Consider the following 22,175-nt stretch of genomic DNA (forward strand, 5'->3'; position numbering starts at 1 on the left):
GGTTCTGCGAGGCGGCGAAGCCTCAGACGTGCCAGGCGCTAGGGCCGGCGGGCACGAAGTGGCGAGTATTGCCGGGGTTCCTGGAGAGAGCTGGTCAGAAGCCTGCGAGAACCCTCTGTCCACCCATGCGTTTGCATAGATCCGAACCTGCTGGTTCGTGCGTACCGGGTATGCAATACTGCGTAGGTACTTACGACGGGGGAATCGAATGTCCATACGCCAGAGCTTCCTGGCCATCCTCGACCAGGGCGCCTGCTACGGCTACCAGCTCCGGGCCGAGTTCGACCGGCGGACGGGGTCGACGTGGCCCCTCAACATCGGCCAGATCTACTCGACGCTCGATCGTCTGGAGCGCGACGGCCTCGTCGAGCGAACCGAGGCCGACGACTCCGACCACGTGTACTACGCGATCACGCCGACCGGTCACGACGAGGTCGCCCAGTGGCTGGTCTCGCCGGTCGTCCGATCGACAGCGGCGCCCCGCGACGAGCTCGCCATGAAGCTCGCGATCGCGATCACGCTCCCGGGCGTCGACATCACCGCCCTGATCCAGGCGCAGCGGCAGGCCACGCTGCGCAACCTGCAGGAGCTCACCCGGGCCAAGCGCGCCGGGGGCGACGGCGGTGCAGGAGACGACCTCTCCTGGCAGCTCGTCATCGACTCGCTCATCTTCCAGGCCGAGGCCGAGGTGCGGTGGCTCGACCACTCCGAGACGCGCCTCGTGCGCGCGAAGGCCAGCGGCCTCGCCGCGCCGATGCCGATCGACGAGACGCCGGCACGGCGGGGTCGTCCGGCTCGCGGCGGCGTCCCCATCGACGGGAAGGCCCGCGCATGACCGAAGAGCTCCTCCGCCTCGACGGCGTCTCCATGCAGTACGGCACCGGCGAGACGCGGGTGACCGCGCTGTCGGGCATCGACCTGACCGTGTCCCGCGGCGAGCTCGTCGCCGTCATGGGCGCCTCCGGCTCCGGCAAGTCGACCCTCCTCACGGTCGCCGGCGGCCTGACCACGCCGACCAGCGGCGAGGTGATCGTCGAGGGCAACTGGCTCAGCCAGCTCTCGCCCCGCCAGCTCGCGACCCTCCGTCGCCGGAGCCTCGGCTTCGTCTTCCAGGACTTCAACCTGATCCCGTCGCTCACCGTGCTCGAGAACGTGACGCTCCCGCTCGAGCTCGACGGCTTCCCGGGCAGGCGCGCCAAGCGCCCCGGCCTCGACGCGCTCGCCTCAGTCGAGCTGCTCGACAAGGCCGACCGCTATCCCGTCGACCTCTCGGGCGGCCAGCAGCAGCGAGTCGCCATCGCACGGGCGGTCGTCGGCGGCCGCTCGCTGATCCTCGCCGACGAGCCCACCGGCGCGCTCGACTCGACGACGGGCGAAGTCGTGCTCCGCATGCTGCGCTCGCGCGTCGACGCGGGTGCCGGCGGCATCCTCGTCACGCACGACGCCCGCCACGCCGCCTGGGCCGACCGGATCGTGTTCATCCGCGACGGCCGCCTGGTCGACGAGGCGCAGACGCCGCCGGTCGCGACGCTCTTCGAGGGAGCAGACCGGTGACGAAGAGGGGGGAGGGGCTTCCGGAGACGAGCCGCGGGGGATGGCGGCTCGCCTTCCGGATGTCGCGCAGGATGGCGCAGCAGTCCGTGGGGCGCAGCGTCCTGGTGGCGGTGCTCATCGCCGTCCCCATCTTCGGCGTCGCCGGCATCGACACCGTCCAGGCGAGCCGCCAGGCGACGCCGTCCGAGTCGGTCCGGCTGCAGCTCGGCCAGAACGAGGCGATGGTGCAGGTGGTCTCCGGCCCCGGGTCGGGGCTCGAGCAGGACCCCGTCGACCCCTTCAGCACGAGCGGCTCGATCGACACCCCGGTGACCATCTCGTCTCCCGCCGAGGTGCTGCCCCCGGGCACGCGCATCCTGCCCGTGCTGGCCACCAGCGTCGTCGTCCGCACCGTGACCGGCATCGCCAACGTGTCGGCCGTCGAGGGGCCCGTCTGGAATCGCGCCTTCGCGGGCCGCGACGACGTGGTCACGGGGCGCTCGCCGACGACGGACGACGAGGTGATGGTCTCGCCCGGCGGGGTGAAGCGGTTCGGCGTCGCGGTCGGCGGCACGCTGCGGGTCACGCAGCCCTCCCCGCACACGTACACGGTCGTCGGCGTGCTCGAGAACGCCAGCTCGCCGGCCGACGACGCCGTCGTCTACGGCCGCACCGGCGCGTTCGCGACGGTGAAGCCGTCCGAGGCGGTCTCGCAGACCGAGTACTACCTGCCCGACCTCCGTCTCGACTGGCCCCAGGTGCAGGCGCTCAACGCGAAGGGGCTGACGGTGCTGTCGCGCGCGGTCGTGCTGGACCCGCCGACGGACGCCTCCATCTCGTCATCGACAGGCGGAGACAGCCTGCTCGGCCTCTTCGTCGTGCTCCTCGCCGCTTTCGGCCTGTTCGAGGTCTGCCTGCTCGCCGGCGCCGCGTTCGCCGTCGGTGCTCGTCGCCGCCAGCGGGCTCTGGCCATCCTGTCGAGCGTCGGCGCCGATCGCCGCACCCTGTTCGGCATCATGTCGTTCGAAGGCGTGATCCTGGGGGCCCTCGGCGGCCTGCTCGGCACCGCTCTCGGTATCGCGGGGGCTGCCATCGCCGCCCCGATCCTGGCCGGCGGCGACCAGAGCAGGTACCCGGGATTCCATGTCGATCCGGTGGCCCTGGGCGCCACGGTTCTCGCGGCCACCCTGGCCGGCTGGATCTCAGCCGCGATCCCCGCCCGCGCGGCGTCCCGTGTCGACATCGTCGTGGCGCTGCGCGGTGCCCAGCGCCCGACTGCTTCGACGCTGCGTCGTCCGCTCGTGGGCGTCTTCATCGCGGCAGCCGGCTCGGTGATCGCGCTCGCCGGAGGACTCGTGATCATCTCGTCCCAGAACCTCGAGGCCAACGGTCAGAACCGGGTGCTGACACTCGGCATCGTCCTCCTGGCGGCTGGCCCCGTGATCATGCAGATCGGCGCTCTCCTGACCGCGCCCCTCCTTCTCCGCTGGACGGCGCGCGGACTCTCCCGCCTCGGCACGGCCGCTCGGCTCGGGGCGCGCGATGCCTCGCGCAACTCCGGCCGCACCGTGCCCGCCGTCGCCGCGATCATGAGCTGCGTCTTCGTCTCCGCCTTCGCCCTCTGCATGCTGGCGGGCGGGCAGAAGCTCACGGTCGACACCTACAGCTGGACGGTGCCCGACAACACCGCCGTCGTCAATCTGACCGGCTACAGCGATGCCCAGGGCCGCTCGTTCCTGGTCCAGCCCGACGGGATCGCCGCCGCGCTCGCCAAGAGCTACCCGGGATCGCAGGCTGTGGTCCTCTCGGGTGCGCTCGACGCGGGACTCGTGGGCGACTCGGTCTCGACGTACACGGTGCCGCGGCTCGTGACGACGAAGGGGCTCACCGAGTCGTATCAGCAGTCAAGCACCGGGACAGGTCATCTCATCGCGGGCGACCTCGACGACCTGGCGGTCATGCTGGGCGAGCCCGCGAACGCGACGTCCCGGGCCACGCTGGCCGCCGGCGGGGCGGTGTCGCTCTACCCGCAGTACCTCCACGACGGACGAGTCACCATCGACACCGTGACGAGCGCGTCGCTCACCGCGGACGACCCCGGCAAGCCGGTGCGCTCGCAGTCGCTTGCGGCGACCGTCCAGAGCGCATCGGTGCCGACCGACTTCGGAATCTTCGTCACGACCGCGACGGCTGATCGGCTCGGCATCCCGATCCATCCGACCGCCGTCGTGGCCGCTCTCGACCACGCTCCGACCGCCGCCGAGGACGACGCCGCGAGAGCCGCGGTGTCCGTCGCCAATCCGATCGTGTTCCCCTATGTCGAGACCGGTCCTCCGCGCTTCGCGGCGCTGTGGTCGTGGCCGCTTCTGGCTGTGACCACTCTCATCGCGCTGGTGTCCGCAGCCGTGGCGCTGGCACTGGCTCGGGCCGACGCCCGTCGCGACGACGAGGTGCTCGTCGCCGTCGGCGCCCCGCCGCGACTCCAGCGAGCCTTCGGCTTCTGGCAGGCGATCGTGATCACCGGCCTCGGATCGGTGATCGGCGTCGCCCTCGGCCTCGTACCGGCCGCGGCCCTGTCGGTCCACGGTGTGGACGGCTCCGCAGGGTACGTCCCGTTCGTGCCTCCGTGGCTCCTCCTGGGGTTGACCGCGATCGGCATCCCCCTGGTCATCGCCGGCGGCTCCTGGCTCGCGCTCCGCCGCCCGCGCGGCCTCTGGACGGTGCGGCGGCTGCCAGCCGTCTGAGTGGCCGCGCGTTGTGGCGGCGCCCGCGCCCTGCCCAGCCCTGCGCCGCCCCGCGCCGCCCCGCCGAATCGGCTGGCTCCCGCCGAAGATTCGGTGGGGCTTCGCTGATTCGGCGGGGCGACCGGCCCGTTTCGGCGGGGCCGTGCCGAATCGGCGGGCCGGGCTTGCGCCACAATTAGTTACCGTGGAAGATACATCCATGGCAACCAAATCAGCTCCGGAAACACCGATCGACGTCTTCGAAGACCTCGTCCGCTTCCAGATCGAGGTCTGGAACGCCGTCGACGCCCGCCTCCAGCGCACCCTCGACCTGCCTGTGGCGATCCATCAGCCCTTGCGCATCATGGCCGAGCGGGGCGACTGCCGGGTCGCCGACATCTCCGAGCGCCTCGTGATCACGGTCGGCGGCGCGAGCAAGATCGTCGACCGGCTGGAGGCGCGCGGCCTGTGCGAACGGCGTGCCAACCCGGGCGACAGGCGGTCGTCGCTGCTCGGGCTGACGGCGGAGGGGGAGGCGGTGCTCGAGCGGGCGAACGTCGAGGTGGCCGCCGAGGTGGAGACCCGGATCGCGGAGCCGCTGGGCCCCGACGGGTTTGCCGCGTTCGGGCGGGCCCTCCAGTTCCTGCGCGCTGATGCGAAGGCACGCACCCAGACAGACACCGACACTGAAACAGCGACCGACCCCACCGAGAGTGCAGACCGATGACCACACCCACCACCATGCGCGCAGCCGTGCTCGACGCTCCCGGCACCGAGGAGGCTCCCGGAGCGCTCGACGTTCGCGAGATCCCGGTGCCGGTGCCGAAGCCCGGGGAGGTGCTGATCCGCGTCAGGGCGTTCGGCCTCAACCGTTCCGAGCTGCACACCCGCATGGGGTTCGGCGAGGGCGTCACCTACCCGCGCGTGCTCGGCATCGAGGCCACCGGAGTGGTCGAGTCGGCTCCGGGCCAGGAGTTCGAGGCGGGGCAGCAGGTGGTCGCGATGATGGGCGGCATGGGGCGCACCTTCGACGGCGGCTACGCGGAGTACACGTCGGTGCCCGCATCTCAGGTCGTGCCCTTCTCGTCCGCGCTCGACTGGGCCACCCTCGGCGCCGTGCCCGAGATGCTGCAGACGGCCTACGGGTCGCTCACCGTCGGCATGGACGCCCAGCCCGGGTCGTCGGTGCTGATCCGCGGCGGGACGTCGTCGATCGGCATGGCGGCGGCGGTCCTGGCCAAGCGACGCGGCATGACGGTGTTCTCGACCACGCGGAGCGCTGCGAAGGCGTCGTCTCTCACAGCGATTGGGGTCGACCACGTGCTCGTGGACGACGGCGACGTCGCCGCCCAGGTGCGGGCGATCGCCCCCGACGGCGTCGGCTCGGCCCTGGAGCTGATCGGCGCCCCGACGCTCCGCGACACCCTCGCCGCGACGGGCTACCACGGCACCGTGTGCTTCACGGGGATGCTGTCGAACAGGTGGATCCTCGACGACTTCTACCCGAACGGCTGGCTGCCCCGCGGCGTGCGGCTCGCGGCCTACTCGGGCGACGCGTCCGACCTGCCGGCGGCCGTGCTGCAGGAGTTCCTCGACGCCGTCGCAGCGGGGGAGGCCGCCGTGCCGATCCAGGAGGTGTTCCCGCTCGACCGAATCGCCGACGCGCACGCCGTGATGGAGCGCGGGGGCGGCGCCGGCAAGCTCGTCGTCACCACCTGACGGGGCGGCCGCATCGGCTCGGCCGTGGCCCTGAGCGCCCCGCCGCGCTCACCCCCGCCGTTTCGGCTCGTCCCCGCCTGCGCACCCACGGGCCCGTGCCGATTCCGAGGGCGCCGGGCGCAGGAACTCCGGCCCCGCCGCCGCGCCCCGAGCCGCCGCGCTCACCCCCGCCGTTTCGGCTCAGCCCCGCCTGCGCACCGACGGGCTCGTGCCGATTCGGAGGGTCCCGGGCGCAGGAACTCCGGACCGCCTGCCGCGTCCGCCCCGCGCTCCCAACTCGCCGCGCTCACCCCCGTTGTTTCGGCTCGTCCCCTCCTGCGCGCCAGCGGGCCCGTGCCGATACGGAGGGCGCCGCCCGACGCCGCCCCGTCTCGCCCCGCCCCGCCTCACCCCGCGGCGCAGCCGCCGAACGAACTCAGCCGCTCGTCTCATCCGCATGCCCGGCATCCAGCGACGCCAGGTGCTTCGTGATCTGCTCGGCCGTGACCACCGGGATCGACGACGTGATCGCCTCCAGCCCCGAGAGTCGGGCCGGCGACAGCACGTGCTGCACCTGCTCGTCGCTCATGAGGCCGGCGGCCACGACCAGGGTCGCGATCGGCGTGTCGGTGGCGAGGGCGGTGTGCGCGATCGACGCGGCGGCCGCGTAGCCGATGTAGGGCGTGAGCGCCGTGACGACGCCGATGTTCGTCTCGACCTGGGCGGCGAGCCGCGACGTGTTGGCGCGGATGCCGTCGATGCAGTTGACCCGCAGGGTGACGCAGGCGCGCGACAGCCACGACACGCTCTGCAGGATCGAGTTCGCGATCACGGGCTCGAACGCGTTGAGCTGCAGCTGCCCGGCTTCGGCGGCCATCGTCACCGTGACGTCGGCACCGGCGACGGCGAACGCGACCTGGTTCACGACCTCGGGGATCACCGGGTTCACCTTGCCCGGCATGATCGACGACCCGGCCTGGCGCGGCGGCAGCGTGATCTCGCCGAGGCCCGCCTGCGGCCCGCTCGAGAGCAGTCGCAGGTCGTTGCAGATCTTCGACAGCTTGATGGCGCTCCGCTTGAGTGCGCCCGAGACGGTCATGTAGACCCCGGCGTCGCTGGTCGCCTCGATGAGGTCGGGCGCCGTGACCATCTCGATGCCCGAGATGTCGCTGAGGTGGCGGCGCACGGCCTCGGCGTACTTCGGGTCGGCCGTGATGCCGGTGCCGATGGCGGTGGCTCCGAGATTGATCTCGGCGAGCAGTGGGAGCGTGTCGCGCAACCGCTGCTGGTCCTCGCCGAGGGTGTGGGCGAAGCCGGTGAACTCCTGGCCGAGCGTCATCGGCACGGCGTCCTGCAGCTGGGTGCGGCCGACCTTCAGCACGTCGCGGAACTCGTGCCCCTTCTTCGCGAACGCCTCGGCGGTGCGTCCGAGCTCGGCGACGAACGGGGTGAGCGCGAGCGACATGGCCAGCTTGATGGCGGTCGGGTAGGTGTCATTGGTCGACTGGCTGCGGTTCACATCGTCGATCGGGTGCAGGAACTCGTAGTCGCCCTTGCCGTGTCCGAGAATCTCGAGTGCGCGGTTGGCGATGACCTCGTTGCTGTTCATGTTCGTGCTCGTGCCCGCGCCGCCCTGCAGCACCCCCACCCGGAACTGGTCGTGCAGCGCCCCGGCGCGGATCTCCTCGCAGGCCTGCTCGATCGCCGCGGCCTTCTCCCGCGACAGCACGCCGATCTCGACGTTGGCGCGAGCGGCGGCCTGCTTGACCACGGCGAGCGCGACGACGAGCTCCGGGTAGACCGAGATCGGGCGGTTGGCGATCGGGAAGTTCTCGACGGCCCGGAGAGTATGCACGCCCCAGTACGCGTCGGCCGGCACCTCCCTCGATCCGAGGGAGTCGGTCTCGAGCCTGGTCTGCTGCGTCGCATCCGTCATGCCGTCGAGACTAACCGGCGCTCCCCGAGGCGGTCCGGTCTGACACCCGCGCAGGGCTGAGGCGCTCGACACCTGTCCCGGTAGACTCGGCGCTGCACCACCTGGTCTGGCATCACCACCCACCCCCAGGAAAGAGCGAGCGCGTGTCTGTTCAGGAGACCGCGTCCGACCGGACGAACCAGCCGGCGGACGCCACGGGGCAAGCCCCCGCTCCTCATCGCGCCCGCACCTGGGTCTCCGCGCAGCTGCGTCGCCGACGGGTCGTCGCCGGTGTCGGCGTCCTCCTGCTGGCGGCGGTCGCCCTCACCGCCGAGCTCGCTCCGGGCACGTCGTCGGGCTTCACCGCGACGGTCGGCACCACCTCGAACACCGTCGGCACCGCGCCGAACTTCAGCCCCTCCGGCGGCGTCCTGCCCTACAACGACACGTGGGACGGCGGCGACAGCGGCTGGAACGACTACTCCGGCACCTGGGCCACGGCGTCCGCCACCTCCGGCTCGACCTACACCGAGTCGTCGTCCGCGGCCAACGGCCCGAAGGCCGTGACCGGCCAGACGAGCTGGACCGACTACACGCTCCAGGGCGACGTCAAGATCAACTCGGGCTCGCAGGCCGGCCTGCTGTTCCGCGTCCAGAGTCCCGGCGTCGGCACCGACACCCTGAACGGCTACTACCTGGGGCTCTACACGTCCGGCTCGATGACGCTCGGCCGCGAGAACAACTCGTACACGGCGCTCAAGTCGACGGCCGCGACCGTGGCGGCGGGCACCTGGTACCACGTCACGATCCAGGCGGTCGGCTGCGTCTTCACCTACACGATGCAGCCCCTCGGCCAGCTCCTCGGCACTGGGCCCGTCACGAGCGCCACCTACACCGACGCTGGCTGTCCGACCGCCGGCGCCATCGGGGTGCGCGAGTTCGGCAGCGGTGCGAGCTGGCGCAACATCACAGCGACCTCCGGCGGCACGACCTCGACGGCGATCGCCCCGTACCTGTCGCAGTTCGGCGCAACGACTGCCTCGACGTCCGGCTGGAGCACCTACGGCGGCACCTGGTCCACGAACACCGGCAACGAGACCTACGCGAACTCCAGCTCGACAGCCGGGGCGAAGGCCCTGACGGGCACGTCGACCTGGGGCAACTACTCGCTGACGGGCGACGTCCTGATGACGTCGGCTCCGACCGCGACGACGGGCGCGGGGTTCCTGGTGCGGGCGAGCGGCGCCTCCAGCGGCCTCAACAACGTCGCGGGCTACTACGTCAACCTGTCGTCGACGAACCTCAGCATCACGCGCATCGCGTCGGGCACCGCGACGGTGCTCGATACCGACCCGCTCCCCGCGACTCTCGGAGCGAGCACCTGGTACCACGTGACCGTCGAGGCCGTCGGCTGCACGATCTCGGCGACGGCGCAGCTCAAGACCGGCAGCGTGCTGACCAGGTCGACGGCCGCCGACACCGGCTGCACGGCGACGAGCGGCCTCGTCGGGCTGCGGACGCTGGGCACGCCGGCGACCTGGCGTGCGATCGCGGTGACGCCGAGGTAGGGCGGCCAGTTCCTGCGCCCTGGCGCTTGTCAGAAGACACTGCCGCCAGGCGTGGAAACCTACGAGCGGTCGTCGAGGTCCTGGTCGTCGATCTCGATGTGGCCGCGGCTCTCGTGCACCTGGAAGCGCGGCCGGATGTGCGGCCGCCCCAGCTCGTCGAGGGTCGGCTCGCCGTAGAGGCGCACCGCCTTCAGGCGCATCGTGCGCCCGTCGACCATGTCGAGCGAGTTGTGCCGGGCGAGCGCCAGGTTGCGCTTGCTGTCGCGCATCGGCAGCGGGATCAGACCCTCCGCCTCGACGCCCGACTGCAGGTAGCGCACCCGGATGATCTGCGAGTCGAGCTCGCCGCCCAGCACCAGCACGAAGTTCGAGATGAACGCGTAGACCAGCACGACGACCGCGCCGCCGAGCACCCCGTAGACCCGGTCGTACTTGGTGAAGGTCGTCACGTAGATCGCGAAGCCCGCCGTCGACAGGCCCCAGCCGCCGATGGCGAGCAGCGCGCCGTACGAGACCCAGCGCACGCGCGGATGCTTGATCGTCGGCGTGAAGTAGTACAGCAGCGCGACCGACAGCACCACGAGCCCGACCAGCACCGGCCACTTGAGCACGTTCCAGAGCGGAACGAGCAGGAACCCGATGCGGAGCTGCGACCCGACGGCTTCGGCGATCGTCGGAGTGATGAGCAGGATCGCGGCGATACCCGCGTACAGCACCATCAGAACGGCCGACAGCAGCAGCATCTGCGCCCGGAACCGGAAGAAGCGCCGCCCCTCCTGCACGTCGTAGATCGTGTTCATCGCGCGCCCGAATGCCGAGCTGTAGCCCGACAGCGCCCACAGCGTCAGCACCAGGCCGACACCGAGGGTCACGCCGGGGCTCGACAGGCTGAGCAGCGAGATCAGCGGCGACCGGAGCGCCGACGCCGCGTTCGGCCCGATCACGAGACGCGCGATCTCGAGGATGTCGTCGACCGCATCGCCGTCGCTCTGGCCGAGCGACGCGGCCGACACGACCGCGAGGGCGCCGGGCAGGATCGCCAGGGTCGAGAAGAACGCGAGCGCTGCGCCGGCATCGACCGTCCGGTGGCGGAGGAAGCCGTGGTAGGTGCGGCGCAGGGCGTAGCGCCACGGGATCGGGTCGTCGGGGCCGACGACGAGCCAGGCGTTCCAGGCCTTCACGAAGGGCGAGGCCAGCAGCCGCAGCAGCGCGAGGACGGGCTCGAGTGCTCGTCCTGTCATACCCCGAGGATACCGGGCCGGTACGCTCCTCCTATGACAGAGGCGCCTCCCGACCGCGACGCCTGGGTGCCCGTTCCGACGGTGCTGACCCGCCGTCGGCCATCGGCCAACTTCGCTGCCGTCGCGGTCGCCTTCGTGGTGGTCGCCTGCTTCGCGGTCGCCGTGTTCTTCTACTTCGTGCAGGTCCTGCCGACGCAGGTGCTCGTCATCGGCCTGCTGCTCGCGGCGGTCCCGCTGGTGATCGTGCTGTTCGGCGTGTGGCTCGTCGACCGCTGGGAGCCCGAGCCGCGCATCACCCTCGTGTTCGCGTTCTTCTGGGGAGCCGCCGTGTCGGTCGGCGCGGCCCTGCTCTTCGACTTCGCCGTGCAGACGGTGCAGAGCGTGTTCGGCGGCGGTCAGAGCGACGCGGCCGACGTGCTCGGCGCGGTCGTGCAGGCGCCCGTCGTCGAAGAGACGGCGAAGGGGTTCGGCGTGCTGCTGATCCTCTGGATCTTCCGCAAGCACTTCGACGGCCCGGTCGACGGCGTGGTCTACGCCGCGACCGTGGCGGCGGGCTTCGCATTCGTCGAGAACATCCAGTACTTCTCGGTGCAGGCCGTCGATCAGGCCTACGGCGGCGAGAGCCTCGCCGGGGTCTTCGTCGTGCGGGCCCTGATGGCGCCGTTCGGCCACATCATCTACACGGCGTGCACGGGCTTCGCGCTCGGGCTGGCCGCTCGCCGCACCGGCGCGGCCGGAGCGATCGGCTACTTCGTGCTCGGCCTCATCCCGGCGATGCTGCTGCACGCCCTCTGGAACGGCGCCCTCGTCGTCGTCGGCGACCGCTTCTTCACGTACTACGTGCTCGTGCAGGTGCCGATCTTCCTCGCCTGCGTCGCCCTCGTCTTCGTGCTCCGCCACCTCGAGCGCCGCGTCACCCGCCTGCGCCTGGCGGAGTACGCCGCCGTCGGCTGGTTCGACCGCGACGAGGTGGCGATGCTGTCGAGCGGACCGGCGCGGCGCCGGGCCCTCCGCTGGGCGAAGTACAACGGCGTCGGTCCGGCGATGCGGGCGTTCGTCTCCGATGCCACCCGCCTGGCCTCGACCCGGCAGAAGATCCTGTCGATGGCGCATGCCCCGGCGGCGCGAGCGGCCGCCCAGGCCGACGAGCAGGAGCTCCTGGCGGCGGTCGCCGCCGAACGCGCGGCGCTCCGCCCCTAGGGCGGCGGCTCGCCGCGGCCGCGTCCCGTCGAGCGGCTCCGGTGGCGCAGGATCGACGGGACGCCGGCGAGCCCGGCGCTACGGGGTCGGCTCGAGCGCGTCGTACCGCCGGAACGACGGCTGCACCCGCGCCAGCAGCCCGATGAGCGCGATGATGAGCGCTCCGCCGAGCAGGGGCGGCCACACGGTCCCGGCCACGGCGAGCAGTCCGACGAACAGGTCGCCGATGCGGGGCCCGCCGGTCACCACGACGACGAAGATCCCCTGGAGGCGACCGCGCATGGCGTCGGGCGCGGCCGACTGCAGGATCGTCGACCGGAAGATCGCCGACACGTTGTCCGCGGCGCCCGCGCCGGCGAGCGCCAGTGCGGCGAACGCGAGCGCCGGCAGGTTGGCCGACCAGAAGTCCTCCGTGAGGCCTCCGGCTCCGCGCGGGCCCGAGATCTGGGCGGCGAGCAGGGCGCCGCCGAAGGCGAGGATGCATGCGCCGTAGGCCGTGATGGCCCAGTTGACGGCGGCGCCCTGCTTGCGGACCTGCCCGAGCCGGCCCGAGAAGACGCTGCAGACCAGGGCTCCGACGGCGTAGGCGGCGGTGAGCACGCCGACGGTCACCGCGCCGCCGCCGATCAGCACGGCGCCGACGACGGGGTAGAGCACGCGAGGCTGGCCGAAGGTCATGGCGATGATGTCGACGATGAACGTCATCCGGATGTTGGGGGAGCGACGCAGGAACCGCACGCCGAACATGAGCGACGACAGTCCGGGCCGCTGCGTCTCGCCCTCCGGCCGGATCGCCGGCAGCGTCAGGATGCCGAGGAAGGCGAACGTGAACAGCACGACGTCGACCGTGTACGTCGCCGGGAAACCCGCGGCGGCCACGAGGATTCCCGCGAGCGCCGGACCGACGGTGAGCTGGACGCCCGTGCCGATTCCGTTCAGCGCCGAGGCCGCGGGGAGAAGCCGCGCGGGCAGGAGCCGCGGGATGATCGCGGCCCTCGACGTCGTGATGATCGTCGCCGCGACGGCGTCGATCGTGGTCAGCAGGTAGAGCAGGCCGACGTTCTCGAGGCCGAGGTAGGCGTGCAGGGCGATGGCCGCCGTGGTCACCCAGGCGACGACGGCGGCGAGGAGCGCGACGAGGCGCCGGTCGAACGCGTCGGCCAGCATGCCGCCGTAGAGGCCGGCCGCGATCATCGGCACGAGCGAGATGACGCCGACGAGGGCGACGGCGAACGTCGACCGGGTGATGTCGTAGATCTCGAGACCGACAGCGACGAGGGTGAGCTGCGCGCCGATGCCCGAGATCGACGAGCCGATCCAGAGTCGGGCGAACGCGGGACTCTCGCGGAGCGGCGAGATGTCGACGAACAGTGTCTTGCGCGGTGTGGTGGTCAAGGGTCCATTCTGACGGATTCGCGCGTCGTGCGTCCGATCGCGTTTGCGCGACGGGTGTCGCAGGCGTAGCCTGCGTGCGTTCGCATCGATGACTCGATCTCGGTGCGGATTCCGATGGGCCGAGCATCCGTCTCCTCGCAGGGAGGAACCGGGCGCTCGGCCCGTCGCCCGTTTCCGGCCGGTCGCCGGATGGTGCTTGACTGGTGGCATGACTCACGACTCATCGACCAAGCCCGAGATCGACGCGCCGGAGGGCCCTGCCCCCTCGCAGCTCGAGAGCACCGACATCACCGTCGGCGACGGCGCCGAGGCGCTCGCCGGCTCCACCGTCAACGTCCACTACGTGGGCGTCGAGTACGACTCCGGCGAGGAGTTCGACTCGTCGTGGGGCCGCGGCGAGGCCATCAACTTCCCGCTCGCGGCTCTCGTGCGCGGCTGGCAGGAGGGCATCCCCGGCATGAAGGTCGGCGGCCGACGCAAGCTCGTGCTCCCGCCCCACCTCGCCTACGGCCCGGCCGGCGGAGGCCACCCGCTCAGCGGCAAGACCCTCATCTTCGTCATCGACCTTCTGGGCGTCAGCTAGTGGCCGAGCCCATCGCGGTTCCCACCCTCGCGCTGAACGACGGGACGGCCTTCCCCGCCGTCGGACTCGGCACCTACAAGCTCAACGGCGACGAGGGCACGGCCGCCGTGCTCTCCGGACTCGAGACCGGCTACCGGATCCTCGACACGGCGCTCAACTACGGCAACGAGGACGCCGTGGGGCGCGCCGTCCGCGAGACCGGCGTGCCGCGCGACGAGATCATCGTCACGTCGAAGCTCCCGGGCCGCCACCACGGCTACGAGGAGGCGCTGGCGAGCTTCGAGGAGACCCGGACGAACCTGGGCCTCGAGCACGTCGACCTGTACCTGATCCATTGGCCGCTGCCGCGCATCGACAAGTACGTCGAGTCGTTCAAGGCCCTGAAGAAGCTGCAGGACGACGGGCTGGTCACCAGCATCGGCGTCTCCAACTTCACGAAGGAGCACCTCGAGCGCGTCCGCGACGAGGTCGGCGTCGTGCCGGCCGTGAACCAGGTCGAGCTGCACCCGTACTTCCCGCAGGCGGAGCTCCGGGCGGTCCACGCCGACCTGGGCATCGTGACCGAGAGCTGGAGCCCGATCGGCAAGCAGTCCGAGCTGCTCACCGAGCAGGTCATCCTCGACGTCGCGGCCGCTCACGGCGTGACACCGACGCAGGTCGTCATCCGCTGGCACGTCCAGCTCGGCGCCGTCCCGCTGCCCAAGTCGGGCGACGCCGGACGCCAGCGCGAGAACCTCGACGTCTTCGGCTTCGAGCTGTCCGACGAGGAGGTCGCCCGCATCTCCGGTCTCGAGCGCGGCCGCCTCTGGGACGGCGATCCGCTGACCCACGAGGAGTTCTGACCCACGAGGAGTTCTGACCGCTCGCACCCTCTGGCCCCGCCGATTCGGCACGTCCCCTCGCACTCTCCAGCGGGGCCGTGCCGATCCGGCGGGGTCCTCCACATGGGCCGGCTTCCCCTGTCGTCAGATTCGAAGCCGGCGAGTGATTAGAATCGTGTGCTGTCTTTCTCGAGGAGTGCCATCCCGTTGCCATCTGAACTCGACCGTGAACGTGACTACGTCCAGACGCTCTACGAGCGCCTCGATACCCTGAAAGACGAGGCACGAGCAAGGCTCGTCGAGACCCGTCGCGAGATGGTCGGCGGCAACCACCAGAGCCGCAGTGAGCGCGACGCCTACGCGCGCCTCTACGAAGACACCCTCGCGCAGCTGAGCGAGGTCGACGATCGCCTGGCCTTCGGCCGGCTCGAGCTCGAGAAGCCCGACGAGACCACCTCTCCCACGGCCGGCGACGGCGCCTTTCGGTACATCGGCCGCGTGGGGCTGCGCGACACCGACCACCACCCGATCCTGCTCGACTGGCGAGTCCCGGGCGCGAGCGCGTTCTACCAGGCCACGGCGGCGACGCCGATGGGTGCTCGCGCTCGTCGCCACCTCACTCTGAGCGGACGCGCGGTCACCCGCATCGAAGACGAGGTCTTCGACCCGACACTGCTCGACCGCGGAGACGCGCAGCTGCAGGGCGAGGGCGCTCTAATGGCCGCGCTCACGGCGCAGCGCACCGGCCGCATGACCGACATCGTCGCGACGATCCAGGGCGAGCAGGACCGCATCATCCGCTCCGAGCTCGACGGCATCCTGGTCGTGCAGGGCGGCCCCGGAACAGGCAAGACCGCCGTGGCCCTGCACCGGGCGGCCTATCTGCTGTACTCGCACCGGGAGCGGCTCCGCGGCTCCGGAGTCCTGGTCGTCGGGCCGAGTCGCTCGTTCCTGCGCTACATCGAGCAGGTCCTGCCCTCGCTCGGCGAGAGCGGGGTCGTGCTGTCGAGTCTCGGCGGGCTCTTCCCGGGCGTCGAGGCGACGATCGACGACGCGCCCGACGTCGCTGCGCTGAAGGGCTCGGCGCGCATGGCCGACCTGCTGCGCCGGGCGGTCCGCTCCCGTCAGATCGTGCCGACGGAGCCGGTCGAGGTCGACATCGACGGAGAGCGCATGGTCGTGCAGCCGCAGCTCGTAGCCGAGGCGCTGCGTCGCGCCCAGGACCGCGGCAAGCAGCACAACGTGGGCCGCGTCACCTTCAACAAGCTCGCGATCACGGCGCTGTCCAAGCAGCTCGTGCAGCAGCTCCGTACCCGGGGCACCACCATCGACGAGGCCGACGAGCTGGTGCTGCGCGACGACATCCGCCAGTCGTACGACGTCCGGGTGCTGCTCAACACCGCCTGGCTGCCGCTGTCGCCGCAGAAGCTGCTCGAAGACATCTACGCGCGTCCGAACTGGCTGGCCACCATCACACCGCAGTGGACGCCCGAGCAGCGCGCCCTGCTGCGTCGCCCCCGCGGCGAGGCGATGACCATCAGCGACGTGCCGCTGCTCGACGAGGCCGCCGAGCTGCTCGGCGAGTTCGACGCCGTCGCCGACGCCGACAAGCGCGCCCGCAAGCAGCAGCAGAAGCGCGACATCGAGAACGCCGAGCGCGCGATCGAGAACATGCAGGTCGAGGGCATGGTGACGGCCTCCGACATCGCGGGCAACTTCGCCGAGCGCGCCGCGTCGATGACCACCGCCGAGCGGGCCGCCGACGATCGCACCTGGGCCTACGGACACGTGGTGGTGGATGAGGCGCAGGAACTCAGCCCCATGCAGTGGAGGCTCCTCGCCAGGCGCTGCCCGCTCCGCTCCTTCACCGTCGTCGGCGACATCGCCCAGGCGTCGTCGCCCGCGTCGGCCGACTCGTGGGAGCGCGCGATCCAGAGCCTCCTCGGCCGGCGTCGGCGCGAGGGCGCGTGGCGCCTCGAAGAGCTCACCGTCAACTACCGTACGCCCAGCCAGATCGTCGAGTACGCCGAGGCGGTGGCCCGCAGCACCGGCCTCCGGATCACGCCGAGCCGCTCCGTGCGCGCGAGCGAGTGGCCGGTGCGCGAGACCCGCTCGTCCGATGCGGCCGACGGGGTCGTCGAGGCTGTGACGACCGACCGAGAAATCGACAGCGCCGGCACCCTCGCCGTCATCGCGCCGCCCGAGGTCGTGCCCGCGCTCGTTACGGCGCTCGACGCCGCGTTCCCAGGGCTCGTCGCGCCCGGCACCTCGTCGCTGACGACGCCCATCAGCGTGCTCAGCCCGGCGACGTCGAAGGGTCTCGAGTTCGACTCGGTCGTGGTCGTGGCGCCGTCGCGCATCCTCGCGCTGTCGTCGCGCGGCAACGCATCGCTGTACGTGGCGATGACCCGGCCGACGCAGCGCCTGACGGTCGTCGACCTCGACGGCTGACGACGGGCGGCCCGACGTGTCTCGGCCCGGGGACACGGCTGGAGCCCGCCGGCGGCGGCCGTGGTTCGATGGGGCATGACCGTCGCGACACCGTCAGCCATCCACTCGTTCATCGACACGACCAACCGTGAAGACGATACGGGGTTTCTGGCGTGCTTCGCCGACGACGCGACGCTCGACGACTGGGGCCGCGTGTTCCACGGCCGCGACGGCGTCGCGCGCTGGAACGAGTCCGACAACATCGGCAAGCACTCCCGGTTCGACGTGGTCGAGGTCGCAGCGGGGTCGTCGGCCGACGAGTTCGTCGTGACGGTCGACGTGTCGGGCGACGGCTACAACGGCGTCGGCACCATGACGTTCGTGCTCGCCGGCGAGCGGGTGAAGTCGCTGACGATCACGTAGACCCCGCGACGCTGTCGATTCCCGCGCCCGTTGCTACTTCGCGCGGTGCTTCACCAGCGCCAGCGCGTACTTCTGCCACCACGTGCCCGCGGTCGGGCCGCCGTTGCAGGTGCCGTCGCTCGCGCCCGGCGTCTTGATCCAGAGCAGCGCGTCGACCTTCGACCTGCCTGAGGCGACTCGCGGCGTCACGCCGAGTCCGGCTCCGGTGGGGTTGCACCAGGTGCCCTTCCAGCCCTGGCCGTTGCGCGACGTGTCGATCACGAAGTGCGACCCGCCGGTGAGCTTCGACACGGTGAGGCCGTACGCCTTCTCGTCGGCGGTGGGGTAGAAGTTCGACACGTTGGTCGAGAAGCCCCGCGCCTCGGCGATGCCGGCCTGCTCCAGGCGGTCGGCCATGACGGCCGGGTCGACCCAGTGCGAGTTGCCCGCGTCGATGTAGGTGGTCACGCCCGCTGCGGCGAAGTCCGTGACGGCCGCCTTGATGAGGGGCAGTCGCACCGACGCCGTGCCGGGGCAGTTGCTGATCATCGCCAGCGCGTCCGGCTCGACGATGACGGTGGCGCGGTGCCCTTTCAGAGCCGTGGCGATCGTCTGGTTCCAGGTGCCGTACTCGTCGGCAGTGAGCCCGCCGGCCGAGTAGTCGCCGCAGTCGCGGTCCGGGATCGCATAGGTGACGAAGGTCGGCGTGCGCTTCGCCTTCTCAGCGCTCGCCAGCGACTTCGCGACGACGGTCTTCAGCTGCGCGTCGGAGTACCAGTCGCCCAGCCACAGTGCCACCGGCTGCGACGAGATCTTCTTGATGGCTGCCGCCTCGGTCGTCTTCTTCGCTTTCACGAGCCCGGCGTACACGGAGGCCGCCTTGGTGTCGGGGTGCACCGCGAGGCCGCCGGGGTAGAGCGTCGACGGCTTGGCAGCCTGGATCTGCGCGACCGTGAGCGGCTTGGCCGTGTTCGCAGCGCCGGCGGGCCCGCCCAGGAGCAGAGCGCTCGACAGGGCGATGACAGCCGCCGAGACGGCCACGAGTGTCGCGTGGTGCGGTGCCATCGTTCCCCCGAGTCGCGGTCGTGGGAGCCCTCTGCGCTCCGGATCGACCGTGAGATCCACTCCAGCAGGAACTCCGCCCACCCGGGAGCGCCCATTCGGGGGCGGCGGCCACCCCACTCCTGGGGCCGCTACCGTAAAGGCATGTCTGACGCCTCCGACCTCGTCGACCGCCTGACGGCCGTCGTCGAGGACTTCCCGAAACCCGGCATCCTCTTCCGCGACGTGACGCCGGTGTTCGCCGACGCCGAGGGCTTCGCCGCCGTCTGCGCTGCGCTCGCCGAGCCGTTCGAGGGCGGGTTCGCCGCCGTGGCCGGCATCGAGGCGCGCGGGTTCGCACTCGCCGGGGGCATCGCCGCGCAGACCGGGACGGGCGTCCTCACCGTGCGGAAGGCGGGCAAGCTGCCCGGCGAGGTGCTCAGCGAGAGCTACGCGCTCGAGTACGGCGAGGCGTCGATCGAGCTCCGCCCCGGCCAGCTGCCCGCGGGGTCGCGCGTGCTCGTCGTCGACGACGTCCTGGCCACCGGCGGCACGGCCGAGGCCTCGATCACGCTGCTCGAGCGCGCCGGGTACGAGGTCGTCGGCATCGCCGTGCTGCTCGAGCTCGACGGGCTCGACGGTCGCGCGCGCCTCGACGGCCGCGTGCCGGTGCACGCTCTCTCATCCGCCCCGGCCTAGCCGCCGCCCGGCGGCCCGACCCCCGTCGGCGGCAGGAGACCGCCGCCGCGGTGGGGATCGTCCGCCGCCGCTGCGGGTGTGCGCCTTAAAGCCCGGCGGGCACGGTCAGAACGCCGGCCGGCACCAGCATCCACGCGTCGGCGATCGCGCAGACCACGGCGACGAGCACGTACACGAACACCCAGAACAGGCCGGGGATGCGCGTCAGCCGGGCGAGCTGGTCGGCGTCGGACTGCCCCGATCTCGTGCGGCGGCGGCTGGTCTGGAGTTCCAGCGCCGCTCGGAGGGCACCCAGCCCGAGCACGACGGTGAGCACGTGCCCGAAGACGAGCTGCCACTCGGTGGGCGCGAACCAGGTGACGCCGAAGACGATGGCCGCTCCGACGAGGATCACCCACAGCCCGAACCAGTTGCGGATCTGCACGAGCATCAGCGCGAGCACCAGCAGGAGCGACCAGAGAAGGCCCGCCGAGTAGCCGCGGCTGAGCATCCACGAGGCTCCGAGCGCCGCGAGTGCGGGGGCCGTGTAGCCGGCCAGCAGGGTCACGACCATGCCCGGCCCGGTCCGCGGACCCTTCGAGACGGTCAGGCCGGAGGTGTCGGAGTGCAGCCGGATGCCGGTCAGCCGCCGCCCGGTCACGACGGCGGCGAGACCGTGGCCGCCCTCGTGGACGACGGTGACGGCATGCCGCACGGTGTGCCACGTCGCCGGGAGCAGCACCAGGACGGCGCCGACCACGAGGGAGCCGAGCAGCAGCGGGAGGCCGAGCGGCTCGGAGGTCTGGGTGACGCGCGACCAGAGCGCAGCAAGGAAGTCCACCCGTCAAGCGTAGGGATGCCCCCTGACAATCGAGAAAGCACGGACAATCGATAAAGCACTGACGATCGAGAAAGCACCGCCCGCCCCCATGCCGCTGTTGTGCCCCGAAACGTACCCTGGCCCCCCAACTGGCGATTCCGCCGCGTCGGCGGTGCCGATTACCGTTCGAGGACCGCCGCCGACCCGCGCAGTGCTTCCGAGAGGCCCGCATGACCATCCCCGCACCGACCGGCGACGCAGCCACCGCCGTCCCGGTGGAGGCGGCGCCGGCGAAGCCGCTCGACCGGCTCTGGTCGGGCCACTCGGGCCGCCCGCCGCGCGGCCCGCTCGCCCGGGTGCTCGGTGCGTCGCCGATCAGCCCCGCCGACCGCTCCGCCTTCACCGCGGCGCTCGCCGAGGCTCATGTCGCCGAGCGCCTGCGCACCCTGGCCGTGTCGGGCAGGTCGTGGCGGGTGCTCCACGGCGTCCCGGTCGGCGGCTCCGAGATCGACCACCTCGTCATCGGCCCCGCCGGAGTCTTCGCGATCACCGTCGGCTCTCCGGGTGACGCCGAGGGTGCGTCCGCTCTGCTCTCCCACGCACTGGGCCGCCCGATCGCCGTGTCGGGCGTCGTCGTCGCCACGAGCCCGCGCCGGCAGACCGCGATCCCGGGGGCGCAGGAACTGCCCGCCGCCACCGCGGTCTCCGCCGCGCGCCTGGCCTCCTCCCTGCGCGGCCTCCGTCCGGTCCTCTCCGTCGACGAGGTGCGCGAGATCACCCGGGCCGCCCTCCGGCCCCGCACCTGGCGCACCCGGCCGCTGGCGGCACCGGCCGCACCCGCTCGGCCCGTCCCGGCGCGCGACGACCTGCACGCCTGGTTCGGCCGCGTCCGCACCGAGGTCGCCGCCGCCCGCCGGGTGCAGACCGCGTGGGCGCTGGGCGGCTGCGGCGCCATCGTCGCGCTCGCCGCCTCCGGCCCGGCGGTCGCCCAGTTCGTGCTGGGCTGAGACGGTCTCTTCCGGGGTCGCCGCAGCTCCTGCTCGGCTGACACCCCGGCGCCTGGCGGGTGCCGCCCAGGTGCCGTGCCTCACCATGGTCGGATGCGCTTCCGTCCGTGGCTCCTCGTCGTGACCGTCCTGTACCTGATGGCCGTCGCGTGGATGACCCTGCGTCCCGACGTCTACGGGCACCGCACGTCCGAGCTGCTGTGGCGGGCCCTCGACGAGTTCGGCCGTCACGGCTCGACGAGCTGGATCACGTTCTCGGTGGTCGAGTCGATGTCGAACGCCGTGATGTTCGTGCCGCTGGGCTTCTTCCTGGCCCTGTTCTTCCCGAAGAGGCTGTTCGTCCTCGCCGTCGGGCTGTGCGCGCTGCTGTCGTACGGCATCGAGACCTATCAGGGCGCGTTCCTGTCGACGCGGGTCAGCGATCCGGCCGACGTCCTGCACAACACCCTCGGCGGCCTGGTCGGGGTCCTGATCGCGCTGGTGCTCCGCCTGCTCCTCCTGCCGTTCGCCTCGCTGGGCCGCCGGCCAGCCGGGCGGGCGTCCAGTCGGGCGGGCGTCCAGTCGCCGTCGCGCCGCCGGACTGGTACGCTAGGCAGGTTGCCGTCCAACGGCCGCGGATAAAGAGAGCCCACGCATCAGGCGTCGGGCGCCGCGCAACGACTGACAAGGGGATCCACCTATGGCACTTGCACCCGAAGTGAAGACTGCGATCATCGAAGAGTACGCGACCCACCCGGGCGACACGGGTTCCCCCGAGGTCCAGGTGGCCGTGCTCACGCAGCGCATCAAAGACCTGACCGAGCACCTCAAGGAGCACAAGCACGACCACCACTCGCGTCGTGGTCTGCTGCTCCTCGTCGGCCAGCGCCGTCGTCTGCTGGGCTACCTCAGCAACGTCGACATCAGCCGCTACCGTGCGCTCATCGAGCGCCTCGGCCTGCGTCGCTAGTGCGTCTGCATCGATAACTGAAGCAGAGTCCTCAGAGGCTCACACTCTTCACTGCACGGCCCGCCCTCTCCGGAGCGCGGGCCGTTCTTTTTTATCTCCATTCCGAGTTCCTGCGTTTCTCATAGGATCCTCATCGGGGGCTGCGACACAGTCGATACATCTGCATACAGG

General features: G+C 71.4%; 20 protein-coding genes. 15 read left to right on the forward strand and 5 right to left on the reverse strand.

Annotated elements, in window-relative coordinates; genetic code table 11:
* The first annotated feature begins 208 nt into the window (after positions 1-208).
* From AC07TY_RS16935 to AC07TY_RS16955, 5 genes are all read left to right on the forward strand, one after another.
* On the forward strand, positions 209-835 hold the full coding sequence (locus tag AC07TY_RS16935; protein ID WP_494786091.1) for a PadR family transcriptional regulator: 627 nt from the start codon (positions 209-211) through the stop codon (positions 833-835).
* Positions 832-1,554, forward strand: coding sequence for an ABC transporter ATP-binding protein (locus AC07TY_RS16940; RefSeq protein WP_488625925.1), 723 nt, complete (start codon positions 832-834; stop codon positions 1,552-1,554). Before AC07TY_RS16935 ends, AC07TY_RS16940 begins: the two co-directional genes overlap by 4 nt.
* Positions 1,551-4,277, forward strand: coding sequence for an FtsX-like permease family protein (locus AC07TY_RS16945; protein WP_494786092.1), 2,727 nt, complete (start codon positions 1,551-1,553; stop codon positions 4,275-4,277). The genes AC07TY_RS16940 and AC07TY_RS16945 overlap by 4 nt, the downstream gene beginning before the upstream one ends.
* Positions 4,278-4,476: 199 nt before the next feature.
* Positions 4,477-4,983 carry a MarR family winged helix-turn-helix transcriptional regulator gene (locus AC07TY_RS16950; RefSeq protein WP_494786093.1) on the forward strand — a complete coding sequence of 169 codons (507 nt, stop codon included), beginning with the start codon at positions 4,477-4,479 and terminating at the stop codon, positions 4,981-4,983.
* The gene (locus AC07TY_RS16955) at positions 4,980-5,975 is read left to right on the forward strand and encodes an alcohol dehydrogenase catalytic domain-containing protein (protein WP_494786094.1); all 996 of its coding nucleotides are present in this window, start codon (positions 4,980-4,982) and stop codon (positions 5,973-5,975) included. The genes AC07TY_RS16950 and AC07TY_RS16955 overlap by 4 nt, the downstream gene beginning before the upstream one ends.
* Before the next feature lie 415 nt (positions 5,976-6,390).
* Here the strand turns inward: AC07TY_RS16955 and AC07TY_RS16960 are convergent, their stop codons facing one another.
* The gene (locus tag AC07TY_RS16960) at positions 6,391-7,890 is read right to left on the reverse strand and encodes an aspartate ammonia-lyase (RefSeq protein WP_494786095.1); all 1,500 of its coding nucleotides are present in this window, start codon (positions 7,888-7,890) and stop codon (positions 6,391-6,393) included.
* Positions 7,891-8,033: 143 nt separating this feature from the next.
* On the opposite strand from AC07TY_RS16960, the gene AC07TY_RS16965 reads away from it, so the two are divergent.
* The gene (locus tag AC07TY_RS16965; RefSeq protein ID WP_494786096.1) at positions 8,034-9,437 is read left to right on the forward strand and encodes a 3-keto-alpha-glucoside-1,2-lyase-like domain-containing protein; all 1,404 of its coding nucleotides are present in this window, start codon (positions 8,034-8,036) and stop codon (positions 9,435-9,437) included.
* A gap of 59 nt (positions 9,438-9,496) precedes the next feature.
* Here the strand turns inward: AC07TY_RS16965 and AC07TY_RS16970 are convergent, their stop codons facing one another.
* Entirely contained in the window at positions 9,497-10,678 is a 1,182-nt protein-coding gene (locus AC07TY_RS16970; RefSeq protein WP_488625931.1) for a YihY/virulence factor BrkB family protein, read from the reverse strand.
* A gap of 33 nt (positions 10,679-10,711) precedes the next feature.
* Between AC07TY_RS16970 and AC07TY_RS16975 the strand changes: the two genes are divergently transcribed.
* On the forward strand, positions 10,712-11,878 hold the full coding sequence (locus tag AC07TY_RS16975) for a PrsW family intramembrane metalloprotease (RefSeq protein ID WP_123505995.1): 1,167 nt from the start codon (positions 10,712-10,714) through the stop codon (positions 11,876-11,878).
* 78 nt (positions 11,879-11,956) lie between these two features.
* On the opposite strand, the gene AC07TY_RS16980 is transcribed toward AC07TY_RS16975, so the two are convergent.
* Positions 11,957-13,273 (reverse strand): MFS transporter, encoded by a 1,317-nt coding sequence (locus tag AC07TY_RS16980; protein ID WP_488625932.1) that lies wholly within the window; start codon positions 13,271-13,273, stop codon positions 11,957-11,959.
* Positions 13,274-13,481: 208 nt separating this feature from the next.
* On the opposite strand from AC07TY_RS16980, the gene AC07TY_RS16985 reads away from it, so the two are divergent.
* From AC07TY_RS16985 to AC07TY_RS17000, 4 genes are all read left to right on the forward strand, one after another.
* Positions 13,482-13,856 (forward strand): FKBP-type peptidyl-prolyl cis-trans isomerase, encoded by a 375-nt coding sequence (locus tag AC07TY_RS16985; RefSeq protein WP_123505993.1) that lies wholly within the window; start codon positions 13,482-13,484, stop codon positions 13,854-13,856.
* Positions 13,856-14,698, forward strand: a complete 843-nt coding sequence (locus tag AC07TY_RS16990; RefSeq protein WP_488625933.1) for an aldo/keto reductase — start codon at positions 13,856-13,858, stop codon at positions 14,696-14,698. Before AC07TY_RS16985 ends, AC07TY_RS16990 begins: the two co-directional genes overlap by 1 nt.
* 180 nt (positions 14,699-14,878) lie before the next feature.
* A complete protein-coding gene (locus AC07TY_RS16995) occupies positions 14,879-17,128 on the forward strand; it encodes a UvrD-helicase domain-containing protein (RefSeq protein WP_123506498.1) in 2,250 nt (749 codons plus the stop codon).
* 75 nt (positions 17,129-17,203) lie between these two features.
* Positions 17,204-17,530, forward strand: a complete 327-nt coding sequence (locus tag AC07TY_RS17000) for a nuclear transport factor 2 family protein (RefSeq protein ID WP_123505992.1) — start codon at positions 17,204-17,206, stop codon at positions 17,528-17,530.
* Positions 17,531-17,563: 33 nt separating this feature from the next.
* On the opposite strand, the gene AC07TY_RS17005 is transcribed toward AC07TY_RS17000, so the two are convergent.
* Positions 17,564-18,574, reverse strand: a complete 1,011-nt coding sequence (locus AC07TY_RS17005; RefSeq protein ID WP_494786097.1) for a glycoside hydrolase family 6 protein — start codon at positions 18,572-18,574, stop codon at positions 17,564-17,566.
* A gap of 141 nt (positions 18,575-18,715) precedes the next feature.
* On the opposite strand from AC07TY_RS17005, the gene AC07TY_RS17010 reads away from it, so the two are divergent.
* Positions 18,716-19,249, forward strand: a complete 534-nt coding sequence (locus tag AC07TY_RS17010; protein WP_123505990.1) for an adenine phosphoribosyltransferase — start codon at positions 18,716-18,718, stop codon at positions 19,247-19,249.
* A gap of 85 nt (positions 19,250-19,334) precedes the next feature.
* Here AC07TY_RS17010 and AC07TY_RS17015 read toward each other — a convergent pair whose 3' ends face one another.
* Positions 19,335-20,069 (reverse strand): M50 family metallopeptidase, encoded by a 735-nt coding sequence (locus tag AC07TY_RS17015; RefSeq protein WP_494786098.1) that lies wholly within the window; start codon positions 20,067-20,069, stop codon positions 19,335-19,337.
* A 209-nt stretch (positions 20,070-20,278) separates the two neighbouring features.
* Between AC07TY_RS17015 and AC07TY_RS17020 the strand changes: the two genes are divergently transcribed.
* The 3 genes from AC07TY_RS17020 (at position 20,279) to rpsO (ending at position 22,004) form a co-directional block, all read left to right on the forward strand.
* On the forward strand, positions 20,279-21,055 hold the full coding sequence (locus AC07TY_RS17020; protein ID WP_494786099.1) for a nuclease-related domain-containing protein: 777 nt from the start codon (positions 20,279-20,281) through the stop codon (positions 21,053-21,055).
* 93 nt (positions 21,056-21,148) lie between these two features.
* Entirely contained in the window at positions 21,149-21,676 is a 528-nt protein-coding gene (locus AC07TY_RS17025) for a VanZ family protein (protein WP_494786100.1), read from the forward strand.
* Positions 21,677-21,734: 58 nt separating this feature from the next.
* Entirely contained in the window at positions 21,735-22,004 is a 270-nt protein-coding gene (rpsO, locus tag AC07TY_RS17030; RefSeq protein WP_123505986.1) for a 30S ribosomal protein S15, read from the forward strand.
* The last annotated feature ends 171 nt before the right edge of the window (positions 22,005-22,175 follow it).

Source organism: Frondihabitans sp. GW821-FHT04F02 (genome assembly GCF_059420045.1).